Here is a 14,598-nt window from a genome sequence, read left to right on the forward strand (position 1 = left end):
CTCCGTTTGCCGCACCGTGGGCGCTGTATCAGGGAGGCGGTCACCGGGTACTCTCATCGCGATATGAGCACCCAGAACCTCCCCCAGAGCCCCGAGCAGCCGCCTCGCAAGCCGCGTGTGGCCATTGTGTTCGGCGGGCGCAGCTCCGAGCACGGGATCTCCGTCGTCACCGCCGGCGCCGTCCTCAAGGCCATCGACCGGGCGAAGTACGACGTCCTGCCGATCGGTATCACCCGGGACGGCCGCTGGGCACTCACCGTCGACGAACCGGACCGCATGGCGATCGTCGACCGGCTCCAGCCCAGCGTGGACCAGCTCACCGACGCGGCCGAGGGCACCGTGGTGCTCCCCCTCGATCCCGCGAACCGCGAAGTCGTCTACAGCGAGCCCGGTTCGGTACCGAAGGTGCTCGGCGACGTCGACGTCGTCTTCCCCGTACTGCACGGCCCCTACGGGGAGGACGGCACCCTGCAAGGACTCCTGGAGCTCTCCGGTGTTCCCTACGTGGGCTCCGGGGTGCTGGCCTCCGCCGTCGGGCAGGACAAGGAGTACATGAAGAGGGTGTTCACCTCCTTCGGGCTCAAGGTCGGCCCGTACGTGGTGATCCGGCCCCGCGAGTGGGAGAACGACGAGCCCACCGCCCGCAAGAAGATCATCGACTTCGCCGGTGAGCACGGCTGGCCCCTGTTCGTGAAGCCCGCGCGGGCGGGTTCCTCGATCGGGATCACCAAGGTCGACGACCTCTCCGGTCTGGACGAGGCGATCGCCGAGGCCCAGCGGCACGACCCGAAGATCCTCGTGGAGGCCACCCTGCGCGGCCGCGAGATCGAATGCGGAGTGCTGGAGTTCGAGGAAGGCCCGCGTGCCTCGGTACCCGCCGAGATCCCCCCGCCCGACGCGCACGCGTACTACGACTTCGAGGCCAAGTACATCGACTCCACGCCCGGTGTGGTGCCCGCACCGCTGACCGGCGAGGAGACGGCCGAGGTGCGCCGGCTGGCGGTGGAGGCGTTCGAGGCGGCGGGCTGCGAAGGCCTGGTGCGCGCGGACTTCTTCCTCACCGAGGACGGCGAGTTCGTCATCAACGAGATCAACACGATGCCCGGCTTCACGCCCATCTCGATGTACCCGAAGATGTGGCAGGCCACCGGTGTCGAGTACCCCGAGCTGGTGGACCGGCTGGTGCAGGCGGCGCTGCGACGACGGACCGGCCTGCGCTGAGGCGCCGGACGGGTCGAAGACCGAGCCAGGGCGGGTTTCGAAAGTCCCGCGGGCCCCGGGTGTCCGGCACGCACTCCCCCAAGCTCTCGGCTCCGCTCGAGCAGGGGGGACCCCCATGACGCCGCGGGGCCCGCCCTCCGGGCGGCCGGCGCTACGTTCGACACACGCCCTAGGAGGCGATCCCCTCGGGGATCGCCTCCTTGACGGCGGGGGCGAGATCGATCAGTACGCCCGTGCTGTCCCGTCCGTCGGTCACCCGCACCTCGACATAGGCCTCACGGCTCGCGGTCGTGAAGCGGTGCGTCCCGTCGTCCTGCTGCTCCATCAGCCAGTCGACGCCGTCGACACCGCCCGCCATCGCCTTCGGGTCGTTGCCGTTGGCCACCTTGGGATCCGCCATCTTCGGCGGTTGCCCGACACCGCACCGCAGTATGATCGCCTCGCCGCCCCAGCCCGCGGTCAGTGCGGACGCGGGTTCGGGATCGTCGCGATTCTTGCCGTCCACCTTCGACGGCAGGACCTCGTCCAGGTTCCGGCACAGCTCGGTGACCTTCGCGTCCGGGCTGGGAACCGCCGCCGACGCACTGCCGTCTGCTGAGGAGCAACCCGCGGTGGTGATCAGCAGGGCGAGGGCGGACAGGACGGCGTGACGGTGGCGGTGACGGAAGCAGCTCACCGCCACAGGGTAGACGGGGGCTACAGATGGACGACCGGGCAGGTCAGGGTACGGGTGATGCCGTCCACTTGCTGGACCTTCGCGACCACCATGCGCCCCAGGTCGTCGACGGTGTCGGCCTGGGCGCGCACGATGACGTCATAGGGTCCGGTCACGTCCTCGGCCTGGACGACTCCAGGGATCTTGCCGATCAGATCGGCGACGGTCGACGCTTTGCCGACCTCCGTCTGGATCAGGATGTACGCCTGTACCACGGAACCTCCAGAGCGGCCACGAGGATCATGTGGGGAAAAGGAACGCCACGGTATCGCGTCATCGCTCGTCGCGGGGAGACCTGCGGAAACCGGACCCCGCGCGCCGGGGTACGCACTGGACACAAGTTGACGGTCACTTCGACCGTAGCGAGGGCAGGAACGACTCGCGACCGGGAACGGAACCGGGCACGGACCGGGACAGAAGGGGAGCTGGGGACATGAAGGGCACGGTTGGTGAGCTCGGGGAGTTCGGGCTCATCAGGGAGCTCACCTCCCGCCTCACCACCACCCCGGCGGTCCGGATCGGCCCCGGCGACGACGCCGCCGTGGTCGCCGCGCCCGACCGCAGGGTCGTGGCCAGCACCGACGTCCTGCTCGAGGGCAGGCACTTCCGCCGCGACTGGTCCACCGCCTACGACGTCGGCCGCAAGGCCGCCGCGCAGAACCTCGCGGACATCGCCGCCATGGGCGCCGTGCCGACCGCGCTGCTGCTCGCGCTGGTCGTCCCGGGCGAACTGCCGGTGACCTGGCCCTCCGAGCTGATGGACGGACTGCGCGACGAGTGCCAGGTGGCGGGTGCCGCGGTGGTCGGCGGAGACGTCGTACGCGGTGACACGATCATGGTTTCGATCACCGCGCTCGGTGACCTGCGCAACCAGGAACCGGTGACCCGGGGCGGCGCACAGCCCGGCGACCTCGTCGCGGTGACCGGCTGGCTCGGCTGGTCCGCGGCCGGGTTCGCGGTGCTCTCGCGCGGTTTCCGCTCGCCGCGCGCCTTCGTCGAGGCGCACCGCCGGCCCGAACCGCCGTACCACGCGGGCCCCGCCGCGGCCGGGCTGGGGGCGACCTCGATGTGCGACGTGAGCGACGGACTGATCGCCGACCTCGGGCACATCGCCGAGGCCAGCAAGGTGCGCATCGACATCCGCTCCGGGGCGATCGACATCCCCTCCCAGATGAACGACATCGGGCAGGCCGTCGGCGTCGACCCCATGCAGTGGGTGCTGACCGGGGGAGAGGACCACGCGATCGTCGCCACCTTCCCGCCTGACGTGAAACTGCCCGCCCGCTGGAAGGTGATAGGCGAGGTGCTCAACCCCTCGGCGCTGCCCCGGGTGACGGTCGACGGTGCGCCCTGGACCGCCCAGGGCGGCTGGGACCACTTCGCGGACATCGAGTCATGAGCGGCGGGGACACCGGGAGCGGCGTGGGCACGGAGGGCGTCGGAGGTACCGCGGGCGCCGGGACCGTACCGCCGGGAGTGCCGTCGAGGGTGCCGCCGAGGGTGCTGACGGTCGCCGGCTCGGACTCCGGCGGAGGCGCGGGGATCCAGGCCGACCTGAAGACGATGCTCGCGCTGGGCACCCACGGCATGAGCGTGATCACCGCGGTCACCGCGCAGAACTCCCTGGGCGTGCAGGGCGCCTGGCCGCTGCCGGTGGAAGCGGTACGGGCCCAGTACCGCAGCGTCGTCGACGACATCGGGGTCCAGGCGGTCAAGACCGGCATGCTCGCCTCCGCCGAACTCGTCGAGGCGGTGGCCGGTCTGCTCGCCGGCAGCCGGGCGCCGGTGGTCGTCGACCCGGTGGGGGTCTCCAAGCACGGGGACGCGCTGCTGGCGGCCTCCGCGCTCGACTCCGTACGGACGAAGCTGCTGCCGGTCGCGACCGTGGCCACACCGAACCTGGACGAGGTGACCCAGCTCACCGGTGTGCGGGTACGGTCGGAACGGGACTTCCGCCTGGCCGCGGAAGCGGTGCTGGCGTTCGGACCGCGGTGGGTCGTGATCAAGGGCGGCCATCTCGCCGGGGACTCGGGTGAGGCCGTCGACCTGCTCACGGACGGTTCACAGGAACACTGGCTGCGCGCCCCGAGGTACGACAACCGGCACACCCACGGCACGGGCTGCACCCTCGCCTCGGCGATCGCCGCGCAGTTGGCGAAGGGACAGTCGGTGCCTCGGGCGGTGACGGCCGCCAAGGAGTACGTCACGGGGGCGATCGCGGCCGGGTTCTCGCTGGGCACCGGTATCGGGCCGGTGGATCACGGCTGGGCGCTCCGGCGGGGGGACGGCACAGGGTCCGGGTCCGGCCCCGGGTCCGGGTTCGCGTCCGGAGATAGCTGAGGCGGGACCCCGGGCCGGGGACGGCGGCGTGGGCAACCGGGGACAGGGCCCGCGCCGCCCCCGTGCCGCGTGCGGGCATGGCAAAAAGCCGGCCCACCCGAGGTGGACCGGCTCAGTGCGGTGAACCAGCTGTGGCCGCGCGCTCCGAGAGCGTCAGCGCGAGACCTTGCCGGCCTTGATGCACGAGGTGCAAGCGTTCACGCGCTTCGGCGTCCCGCCCACCACGGTACGCACACGCTGGATGTTCGGGTTCCAGCGACGGGGCGTACGGCGGTGCGAGTGCGAGATGTTGTTGCCGAAGCCCGGCCCCTTGCCACAGACGTCGCAGTTGGCAGCCACGGGTCACTCCAAAGACTTCAGATGCACTTACGGTTGATCCCGGCATGCCGGGATCAGAACGCCGGAACTCGGGGAGTTCTTGGGAATCTGAGTGGCTCTGCCAGGGAGAGGCCCGATTCGGATCGGGCAACCGGAGCAGCATACAACGGCTGAACCGGTAGAACGAAACCAGCATGGCAGCTCAGCGGCCCGCCCCGGCCCGCTTCCGCCGTCCGGCCCCCCGAGGTCTACGCTGCGTGACACGTTCGGCAGCTCAGGGAGGCGCAGGTGGCGCAGGTGCCGCAGACATTCTTCGATGCTCTCGCGGTGCGTGCCTGGTGCGGACTCGCGCTCGAGGCCCTGGGGCGCGCGCGTGAGGAGATCGACGCGATCAACGTCTACCCCGTGGCGGACGGGGACACCGGTACGAATCTCTATCTGACGGTCGAGTCCGCGGCCACGGCGGTCGAGGCGGTGTTCGAGGGCTACTCGGCGGAGGGACCCGAAGGACCCACGCTGGCCGACGCGACGCGGGCGATGGCCCACGGGGCGCTGATCGGCGCCCGCGGCAACTCCGGGACGATCCTGGCGCAGCTCCTGCGGGGGATGGCGCAGGTGCTGGCCGGGGACGGGGCGGCCCACGCCGACGGACAGGGGCTGCGACGCGCCCTGCGGACCGCGGCCGACTCCGCGCGCCGGGCCGTGGCCCACCCCGTGGAGGGCACCGTGCTCACCGTCGCCTCGGCCGCCGCCGACGCGGCCGGCGGTGCGGAGGGCGACTGCGGGGAGGTGGCGCGGGCGGCCTACGACGGAGCCCGCACGGCCCTCGCCGCGACGCCGGGCCAGCTGGCCGTGCTCCGGCGGGCGGGCGTGGTGGACGCGGGCGGCCGGGGGCTGGTGGCGGTGCTCGCGGCCCTGGTGGAGACGTTCACGGGGGAGACGCCGGAAGGGCCCGCGCCCGGAGCGTACGGGAACACCGCCGGGACGTACCCGCGCGTACGATCCGGAACCCACGCGGGCGCGGAGCACGACGAACCCGCCGAATGCGCCGACGGCGGGGAAGTGACGGAGGCCACGGTCACCGGGCCCGCCTACGAGGTGATCTACCTCCTGGAGGCCGAGGACGCGGCCGTGGAGCGGTTGCGGCAGCGGCTCGACGGCCTCGGGGACTCGCTCGTCGTGGTCGGCGGGGACGGACTGTGGAACGTCCACGTCCATGTCGACGACGCCGGAGCCGCCGTGGAGGCGGGAGTCGAGGCAGGGCGCCCGCACCGTATCCGGATCACGCACTTCGGCGCAGGTGACGCCCATGCCCCGGGCGCCGGCCGGCTGCCCGCGGAACGCACCGCGCGGGCGGTGGTGGCCGTGGTGCCCGGCGAAGGGCTGGCGGGCCTGTACACCGGGGCCGGCGCGACCACGGTGCTGGCCCGCCCCGGCGAGCCGCCCGCCAGCGGTGAGCTCGTCGAGGCCGTACGCCGGGCCCACGCGCACGAGGTGGTGCTGCTGCCCAACGACGCCGAGTTGCGACACACCGCAGCCGCGGCGGCCGAACAGGCCCGCGCCGAAGGGCTCAGGGTGGCCCTCATCCCGACCCGTTCCGCGGTCCAGGGCATCGCGGCGCTCGCGGTGCACGAGCCGGAACGCCGTTTCGACGAGGACGTGGTGGCGATGACCTCGGCGGCGGGCGCGACCCGGTACGCCGAGATCGCCGTCGCCGAACGGCAGTCCTGGACCATGGCCGGCATCTGCCAGGCCGGCGACGTCCTCGGCCTCATCGACGGCGACGTGGCCGTGATCGGCGACGACGTCACGGCCACCGCCACGGCCGTCCTGGACCGCATGCTCTCCGCCGGCGGCGAGATGGTCACCCTGGTCCTCGGCGACGAAACCCCCCACACCGTCGCCACCCGCCTGGAGACCCACGTCCGTGAGGGCTACCTGGCCGTCGACACGGTCCTCTACCAGGGCGGCAGACAGGGCGCCCTGCTCCTCATCGGAGTGGAGTGAGGACGCTTCCCCGCGCGGCGGCCCGAGCCGTGGTGTCGCCGCTCGTCGGTCTCCGCTCCGCGCCCTTGGCCCGAACCGCCCGGTCACACGGGCGTGGGAGGCCCCTGTGGGGCACTTGCAGACGTCTGAAAGTGCCCAGCCGCGCGCGCGGGAGGGCCTCGTACGGCCGTCCTGCTCGGCCCCGCGGCCGGACGTCACCGGTCCTGGGCCCCTGCCGGACGGCGGCGGCCGGACGCGCGGGCGGCCCGAGCCGTGGTGTCGCCGCTCGCCGGTCTCCGCGCCGTCGGCCCCGGCCGCTCGGTCGCGCAGGCGTGGGAAGGGCCCTGCCCACGGACGTCCGCAGGTGCTTGGCCGTACGCGCGCGGGAGGGCCCCCGTACGGCCGTCCTGCTCAGCCCCGCTGCCGCTCGTCACCGGTCCTGCGCCCACGCCTGACCGGTGACGGGCGGCCGCGCGCGAGGGGGTTACGGGGCAGCCCGGCCCGCGCGGCCGTCGTCCGGCGGGCTCAGTTCTCCACGGGCTCCCGCTTCTCCCGCGTGACGGTGTTCAGGAGGTGCTCCGCCTCGCCGCGCAGGGACCGGGCCACCTCGTCCTCCTCCGGGGCGCTCCCGTGAGCGGTCAGGACGGCACGCGCGCGTGCGGCCGCGTCCGCGGGACGGCCCAGGCCGGCCTCCAGCCGGGCCGCGGCCAGTTCGGCCCCGGAGCGGTCCTGGAGGGCGTCCGGGCCCAGGAGAGCGAACGCGGCGATCGCCCGGTCCAGAGCGGTCACGGCCTCCTCGAACAGGATCTCCCCGTCGTCGTCCGTGGCCCCCGCGTCCTCCACCCGTACCAGCAGGTCCGCGAACTGCAGGTGGGTGTGGCCGAGATCGGCGGTGAGACGCGCGCGGGTCCCGTCGTCCGGGGCCGCGTCCACCGCCGCCTCGCACTCCTCGACCGCGTTCGCCATCAGCGCGCGCGCCCCGTCCGGGTCCGCTTCCCCGCGCAGCGTGAGCCACGCGCGGGCGCGCAGCGAGCGCACCAGACCGGGCACGTCGCCGACCGTGCGCCACAGCTCGCCCGCACGCGCGTAGGCCCGCTCCGCCTCGTCGGCCAGGCCCGCCTGCTCCAGACTGGACGCGGCCAGATGGGCCAGCGTCGCGTGGTCCTGCTGCTCCGGCCAGTCCCGGGCGATCCCGGCGGCCTGCAACCGCCGCTCGGCGGCGGCCCGGTGCTCGCCCAGTTCACCGAGGCAGTCCCCGAGCCACCAGAGCGTCTGTACGACCGCCCCCTCGCCGTGCGTCCCGGCGGTCACGTCGGGCAGTACGGACTCCAGCACCTCGGCGGCCTCGGCCCACCGCCCGCGCCGCAGCAGGAACCCGCCGAGCTGATGCCGCGCCCAGGCCCCCAGCGACGCCCCCTCGCCCGCCTCGTCGGCCCAGTGCGCCGCCTCCAGGGCGTGGTCCGCGGCCTCCGCCACCCGTCCGAGCCCGCCGGTGACCTCGGCGAGCTGCAGATGAAGCTGCGCCCGGCCGGTCGGCTCCAGGTACGGCCCGCCGTGCTCCAGGGCCGCCCGCAGCGCCCGTTCGGTGCCGTCGACGTCGCCGAGATGGTGGGTGAGCTGCGCCAGCCGGGCCTCGTACTCCACCGCGAACCACGGCAGCCCCGCCGCGACGAACGCCCCGGCGGCCCGCGCGGACAGTTCCGCGGCGGTTTCCACGTCCCCGGCGTGCCCCGCCAGCTCACCGAGCATCGCCTGCGCCTCGGCGGCCCGCGCGGCGAGCCGTACGTCCTCGCCGGTGTGCTCCTCCACGAGTGCGAGCACCGCGCGCACGGCGGTCGCGGCCTCTTCCAGGACGGGCTCCAGATCGGTGTCCTCCAGGTCCTCCCCGGCGGCGTGCACGCGCCGGATCAGGATCCGTGCCCGTGCCATCAGCACCGACGCCGTCTGCCGCAGGCCCGTACCGCCGGCGGCGTACAGCGAGAGGATCTCCTCGTGCGGTGCGGCCACCGCCGCGAGCGCCTCGTCCACCCGGCCCGCCAGCGCGTGGACGTACGCGGCACGCGCGCGTGCCGCCAGGGCCTCCCCGGGGTCGCCCGCCTCCGTGTACAGCTCGGCGGCCCGCTCGAAGAGGCCGGTGGCCCCGGGGCCGAGGGCCATCGCCTCGTGGTCGGCGATCTCCGCGCGGTCGCGGGGCTCCAGGACGACGTCGCTCCCCGCTGCCTCTGCCTCCTGGGCGGCGTGCGCCACCGCCGCCCACGCCTCCACGGCGTGCGGCCGCAGGGTGTCCGACATCCGCCGCGCCTCGACGAGCAGCGCGGGCAGGGCGGGGGCGGGCGGCGCGGAATCGCCGGAGGACCGCGTGCCGGGCGCCGCCGACGCCCCGGCACCCGGGGCCACCGGCCGTACCGGGCGCTCGGGCGCGCGTACCGGGGACGTGCCCGACGGCCGTACGCCGAGCAGCAGCCGGTCCACCAGCGGGCGGCGCGCCATCCGCGCGCGGGCCCGCCCGCTGACGTACTCCGTGCCGTTGCGTTCGTCGAAACGGGCCGCCAGAGCGAGCGCCTGAGCCCGCGTGTGCGGGGCGAGTTCCGCGGCGGTCCAGGTCCGCCCGGCCGGACCGGGGACCTGAGTGCCGCCCAGGCCGAGCCCGGTCAGCCGGTCCATGAGCAGCGTCACCACGCTCAGAAAGTCCAGCCTGCTGCGCGGATGACCCTCGTCGGTGAAGTAGGCGGGCCGCTCCGCGAGCAGTTCGAGGGCGCGCGCCTCGTTGCCGCTCAGCGCGCAGAACTCCACGTGGTCCGCGTAGGCGCCGCGCATGCTCTCCATGGGCCGGACCAGCCGGAAACCACGCAGATGGTGGGCGCGCGCCTCGTCCACGCGGCCCAGCCGCAGCAGCGGCAGCAGGGAGGACGCGAGCGCCGTGTGCGGTTCGTGGGCGCAGGTGAACTCGCCCTCCAGGACCGGCCGCCACAGCTCCAGGGCCTCCGCGTCCCGCCCGTTGTGCGCCTGCCACCAGCCCTGCCCGTGCAGTTCGCACGCGTGGCAGTCGGCCATGGTGTCCCGGTCCGCGGCCAGCCACGCGGCGTACGCCCGCTCGGCCCGCGGCATGTCCCCGACATGCGCGGCCACACTGAACTCGGCGCTGCGCACCGCCCGTTCGGAATGACCGGCCAGCCGGTAGCGGTGCTCCATCTCGCCGAGCCACTTCTCGATCGACGCGAGCGGGATGTGCGGCTGGTCGAGCATGCCGGCCGACATCCACTTGAAGACCCAGTGCAGCGCATGCGTCTCGTACGTGTCGAAGTCCTCGGGGCGCTCGTCCCACATGCGCAGCAGCCGCGCGAAGGGGACGAACATCTTTCCCTTCTCCGAGCTGTAGTTGTAGACCTTCAACTGGTGCCCGAGCGCCTCGATGACGGCGAGCGGGATGTTCAGTTTCTCGGCCTCGAGCAGCAGGTGCTCCGCGCGCGCGTTGCGGGCCGGCCCCTCCGGCTGCTCGGAGTTCTCGCCCATCGCGCGGCGCAGGGAATCGAAATCGGTGATCGAGCTCATCGGTGGGAGCCCCCCGTGGACTCGTCGTCGTGGGTGGCCCACTCCAGCAGGCCGAGGAACGCCCGGTTGAGCAGCGCCGAGTCGGCCGGCCGCAGCTGCCGCTGCGCCATGAGCAGCGCCTGCCCGTACAGCGACTCGGTCGCGGTGCCGATGAGTTCGGGGTCGCCCAGCGAACCGATCCGCCGCACCAGCGGGTTGAGATGATTGAGCACCAGGCGTGCCCGCGGGGCACTGCCGCGCAGCGAGCCGAGAATGCCGGCCCACAGGTCGTCGGCCCCCGACTCCGCCTCGGCACGCGCCTGTTCGTGCCGGGACTCCCGGTCGTCCAGGTGCAGCGCGGGCACGGACAGCGGGTGGAACGCGCGCAGGACGACGTCACAGCCCAGCGGATCCAGTCTGGCCCGCGCGGCGGCGAGGAAGCCCGACAGGGCCAGCTCCTCGGCCGGGTCCACCGCGTCCAGATGGGCGGTGACCGTCTCCGCGTCCAGCTCGGCGACCACGGTGCCCGGCCGCACCGCCGGCAGCGCCTCGACCAGCTCGCTGTCGTACGTGTAACCGCCGTTGACCACGCCGATGCCCTGCGCGGACGCGATCGGCGCGACCTGCCGGTACTCCTCGACCGTCCGGGTGAAGTGCACCATCGGGTGCCGCTGCGCGAACTCCTCCAGGGACAGCCGCCCGTCCGTCGTCTCGAACGGCAGCCAGGGCAGCATGGTGCGCAGCATCTCCCGGTCGTGCCGCGCCAGCGCCTTCACCCCCAGGTGGTGCACCGACAGGAACGCCGTGAGCCGCTCCGGGTCACCGGCGGCCAGTCCGGTCAGCCAGCCGCGGACCCGCTCGCCCAGCGCCTCGCGGACCCCGGCCAGCGTCTCGTCCTCGTACAGCGACTCGCGTGAGGCCGTGGGCCGCAGACTGTCCGTGTCCAGGACGCAGCGCACGAAGAAGGCCCAGTCGGGCAGCAGCTCTTCGGCCCGCTCGGTCAGCAGCATGCCCTTCAGGTGCACGCGGTGCCCCGCGCGCCGGACCGGACTGACCGCCGAGGGCAGCACGTACGCCACTCCGCGCACCCCGGCCAGCGGCACGTCCAGGTCGATGGAGTCCAGCGGGGTGAAGCCGAACAGGTCGTGACAGTGCCGGGCGAGCGCCACCCTGCGGGCCGCGGGGCTCGGATACGCGCGGTCCCAGGGCGCGGGCAGCTCGGTGACCGCCTCCTCGCCCACCCGTACGTCGTACGGCAGCAGCGAGCCGAAGTCCCGGGCCAGCGACAGGACCCGCTCCTCGGCCAGCCACTCGGCGGACCCGGCCCGCGCCACCAGGTGCACGGTGGTGCCCGGTTCGGGCCGCGCCCCGTGCGGCAGCGTCCGCACCGTGTACGAACCGTCGTCGCGTGCCGTCCACTCCACGGGCGGCGCGTCGGGCGTCCGCGAGCTGCGGCTGACCACGCGGATCCGCTCGGCCACCACGAAGCAGGCGAGCAGCCCGATGCCGAACTGCCCGAGGAAGTCCGAGCGGGCCTCCTGCAGACCCTCGGCGCGCTTGGAACTGCGCCCGATGGTGGCGAGCAGACGGTGCATGTCCGCCTCGGTGAGGCCGACGCCGGTGTCCTCCACCCGCAGTGCGCCCGCCTCCACGGACAGCCGCACCCGGGCGGGGGCGTCCGGATCCTCGGCGCGGCGGGCGGTGATGGCGTCCACCGCGTTCTGCAGCAGCTCGCGCAGATAGACCTTGGGACTGGAATAGAGGTGATGGGAGAGCAGGTCCACCAGGCCGCGGAGGTCGACCTGGAACGTATGGGGTGATGAGGGCGGACCGGATGCCTGGGGTGCCTGAGAGATCTGGGAGTCCATCGTCACGGCGCCGGTGGGGGGATCTCTGACGGCGCGGGGTCGGGCGGTCCCGGTGAGGCGGTGACCGCGGGGATGGCCGGAGCGTTGGCGCGTCATCCTAGAGCCCGGGAGACTCCCCTGACCAGGGAATTCCCGATCCTCCCCCAAGCTCTTCGAGCGGGAGATCCCCACTCGCCGCACCGGGCCCGGACCAGGGCTCCTTCAGTACGGGGCTCAGGCAGTACGGGGCTCAGGGCCCGACGCGCCGGGAGCACGTACCTCACGCCGCGCGGCCCGCCCTCCGCGCGGCCCGCCCTCCGCGCGGACGGTCCGAGCCGGACGACAGGGGCTGGGGTACGGGCGTTCCCGCTTTGTCAGTGGGGTGGTGTGCAATGGATCCCGTGCCCGCACTGCAAGAACCGTTCCAGGACCCACTGCAACAGCCGCTGAAGTCGGTGCTCGGCCCTCCCACCGCGAAGGTGATGGCCGAGCACCTCGGCCTGCACACGGTCGGCGACCTCCTCCACCACTACCCCCGCAGATACGAGGAGCGCGGCCAGCTCACCCACCTCGCCGACCTCCCCATGGACGAGCACGTCACCGTGGTCGCCCAGGTCGCCGACGCCCGCCTGCACACCTTCGCCTCCGCCAAGGCCCCGCGCGGCAAGGGCCAGCGCCTGGAGGTCACCATCACGGACGGCAGCGGCCGGCTCCAGCTCGTCTTCTTCGGCAGCGGAGTCCACAAGCCGCACAAGGAACTCCTGCCGGGCACCCGCGCGATGTTCGCCGGCAAGGTATCCGTCTTCAACCGCCGCCTCCAGCTCGCCCACCCCGCGTACGAGTTGCTGCGGGGCGATCCGGAGGAGAGCGTCGAGACCTGGGCCGGCGCCCTCATCCCGCTCTACCCGGCCACCGCCAAACTGGAGTCCTGGAAGATCGGCAAGGCGCTCCAGACCGTTCTGCCCCACGCCCGGGACGCCGTGGACCCCCTCCCCGGCACGCTGCGCGAGGGGCGCGGTCTGCTCCCGCTCCCCGAGGCCCTGCTGAAGATCCACCGCCCGCACACCAGGGCGGACGCCGAGGACGCCCGCGCCCGCCTGAAATGGGACGAGGCCTTCGTCCTCCAGGTAGCCCTCGCCCGCCGCCGCCACACCGACACCCTGCTCCCCGCCGTCGCCCGCAGACCGCGGCCCGACGGCCTGCTGGCCGCCTTCGACGACCGGCTCCCCTTCACGCTCACCGACGGCCAGCGGAAGGTCTCCGGCGAGATCTTCGCCGACCTCGCCACCGAACACCCCATGCACCGCCTGCTCCAGGGCGAGGTCGGCAGCGGAAAGACCCTGGTCGCCCTGCGCGCCATGCTCGCCGTCGTCGACGCCGGCGGGCAGGCGGCGATGCTCGCGCCCACCGAGGTGCTCGCCCAGCAGCACCACCGGTCGATCACCGAGATGATGGGGGAGCTGGCCGAGGGCGGCATGCTGGGCGGGGCGGAGAACGCCACGAAGGTGGTGCTGCTCACCGGCTCGATGGGCGTGGCGGCCCGCCGCCACGCCCTGCTCGACCTGGTCACCGGTGAGGCCGGCCTCGTGATCGGCACCCACGCGCTGATCGAGGACAAGGTGCAGTTCCACGACCTGGGCCTGGTCGTCGTCGACGAGCAGCACCGGTTCGGCGTCGAACAGCGCGACGCCCTGCGCGGCAAGGGCAAACAGCCCCCGCACCTGCTCGTCATGACCGCCACCCCCATTCCGCGCACGGTCGCGATGACCGTCTTCGGCGACCTGGAGACCTCCGTCCTCGACCAGCTCCCGGCCGGCCGCTCGCCCATCGCCAGCCATGTCGTCCCCGCCGCCGACAAACCCCACTTCCTGGCCCGCGCCTGGGAGCGGGTCCGCGAGGAGGCCGAGAACGGCCACCAGGCGTACGTGGTCTGCCCGCGCATCGGGGACGAGGAGGACGATCCGAAGAAGGCCGGTAAGGCGAAACCCGCGTCCTCCGCGGACGACGCCGAGAAACGCCCGCCGCTCGCCGTCCTCGACGTCGCCGCACACCTGGCCGGGGGGCCCCTGAGCGGCCTCCGCGTGGAGGTCCTGCACGGCAGGATGCAGCCGGACGACAAGGACGCCGTCATGCGCCGCTTCGCCGCCGGTGAGACCGATGTCCTGGTCGCCACCACCGTCATCGAGGTCGGTGTCAACGTCCCCAACGCCACCGCCATGGTGATCATGGACGCGGACCGCTTCGGCGTCTCCCAGCTCCATCAGCTGCGCGGCCGGGTCGGCCGCGGCTCGGCCCCCGGCCTGTGCCTGCTCGTCACCGAGATGCCCGGGGCGAGCCCGGCCCGGCAGCGGCTCGGCGCGGTCGCCGGCACCCTCGACGGCTTCGAACTCTCCCGCCTCGACCTCGAACAGCGCCGCGAGGGCGACGTCCTGGGCCAGGCCCAGTCCGGCACCCGCTCCAGCCTGCGCATGCTCGCCGTCATCGACGACGAGGAGATCATCGCCCAGGCCCGCGAGGAGGCCACCGCGGTCGTCGCCGCCGACCCCGAGCTGGAGCGCCTGCCGGGACTGCGCACCGCGCTGGCGGCTCTGCTGGACGACGAGAGGGAGCAGTACCTGGAGAAGGGCTGACAGACTGGGA

At 73.4% G+C, this 14,598-nt stretch carries 10 protein-coding genes; 5 read left to right on the plus strand and 5 right to left on the minus strand.

The features are described 5' to 3' along the window. Positions 1–63: 63 nt before the first annotated feature. Complete coding sequence (locus V4Y04_RS26525) at positions 64–1,221, plus strand: D-alanine--D-alanine ligase family protein (RefSeq protein WP_332430841.1); 1,158 nt, start codon at positions 64–66, stop codon at positions 1,219–1,221. Positions 1,222–1,390: 169 nt separating this feature from the next. Here V4Y04_RS26525 and V4Y04_RS26530 read toward each other — a convergent pair whose 3' ends face one another. Then, positions 1,391–1,897, minus strand: a complete 507-nt coding sequence (locus tag V4Y04_RS26530; RefSeq protein WP_332430842.1) for a DUF3515 domain-containing protein — start codon at positions 1,895–1,897, stop codon at positions 1,391–1,393. A gap of 20 nt (positions 1,898–1,917) precedes the next feature. Next, positions 1,918–2,151: an Lrp/AsnC family transcriptional regulator gene (locus tag V4Y04_RS26535; protein ID WP_004983019.1), complete on the minus strand. Its 234-nt coding sequence runs from the start codon at positions 2,149–2,151 to the stop codon at positions 1,918–1,920. Positions 2,152–2,369: 218 nt separating this feature from the next. Between V4Y04_RS26535 and V4Y04_RS26540 the strand changes: the two genes are divergently transcribed. Both V4Y04_RS26540 and thiD read left to right on the plus strand, forming a co-directional pair. Continuing rightward, entirely contained in the window at positions 2,370–3,335 is a 966-nt protein-coding gene (locus V4Y04_RS26540) for a thiamine-phosphate kinase (protein WP_055572421.1), read from the plus strand. An 89-nt stretch (positions 3,336–3,424) separates the two neighbouring features. After that, positions 3,425–4,276 carry a bifunctional hydroxymethylpyrimidine kinase/phosphomethylpyrimidine kinase gene (gene thiD, locus V4Y04_RS26545; protein WP_332433009.1) on the plus strand — a complete coding sequence of 284 codons (852 nt, stop codon included), beginning with the start codon at positions 3,425–3,427 and terminating at the stop codon, positions 4,274–4,276. A gap of 153 nt (positions 4,277–4,429) precedes the next feature. On the opposite strand, the gene rpmB is transcribed toward thiD, so the two are convergent. Then, positions 4,430–4,615, minus strand: a complete 186-nt coding sequence (rpmB, locus tag V4Y04_RS26550) for a 50S ribosomal protein L28 (protein WP_004924906.1) — start codon at positions 4,613–4,615, stop codon at positions 4,430–4,432. Between the two features lie 267 nt (positions 4,616–4,882). Here rpmB and V4Y04_RS26555 point away from each other — a divergent pair, with 267 nt between their 5' ends. Further along, entirely contained in the window at positions 4,883–6,601 is a 1,719-nt protein-coding gene (locus V4Y04_RS26555; RefSeq protein WP_332430843.1) for a DAK2 domain-containing protein, read from the plus strand. Positions 6,602–7,105: 504 nt separating this feature from the next. Here the strand turns inward: V4Y04_RS26555 and V4Y04_RS26560 are convergent. Continuing rightward, complete coding sequence (locus tag V4Y04_RS26560) at positions 7,106–10,132, minus strand: tetratricopeptide repeat protein (RefSeq protein ID WP_332430844.1); 3,027 nt, start codon at positions 10,130–10,132, stop codon at positions 7,106–7,108. Next, on the minus strand, positions 10,129–11,979 hold the full coding sequence (locus tag V4Y04_RS26565) for an HSP90 family protein (protein ID WP_332433010.1): 1,851 nt from the start codon (positions 11,977–11,979) through the stop codon (positions 10,129–10,131). Before V4Y04_RS26565 ends, V4Y04_RS26560 begins: the two co-directional genes overlap by 4 nt. A gap of 371 nt (positions 11,980–12,350) precedes the next feature. Here V4Y04_RS26565 and recG point away from each other — a divergent pair, with 371 nt between their 5' ends. Continuing rightward, the gene (gene recG, locus V4Y04_RS26570) at positions 12,351–14,588 is read left to right on the plus strand and encodes an ATP-dependent DNA helicase RecG (RefSeq protein ID WP_332430845.1); all 2,238 of its coding nucleotides are present in this window, start codon (positions 12,351–12,353) and stop codon (positions 14,586–14,588) included. Positions 14,589–14,598: the final 10 nt, after the last annotated feature.

The sequence above is a fragment of the Streptomyces sp. P9-A2 genome (assembly GCF_036634175.1).
Taxonomy (GTDB): Bacteria; Actinomycetota; Actinomycetes; order Streptomycetales; family Streptomycetaceae; genus Streptomyces; species Streptomyces pratens.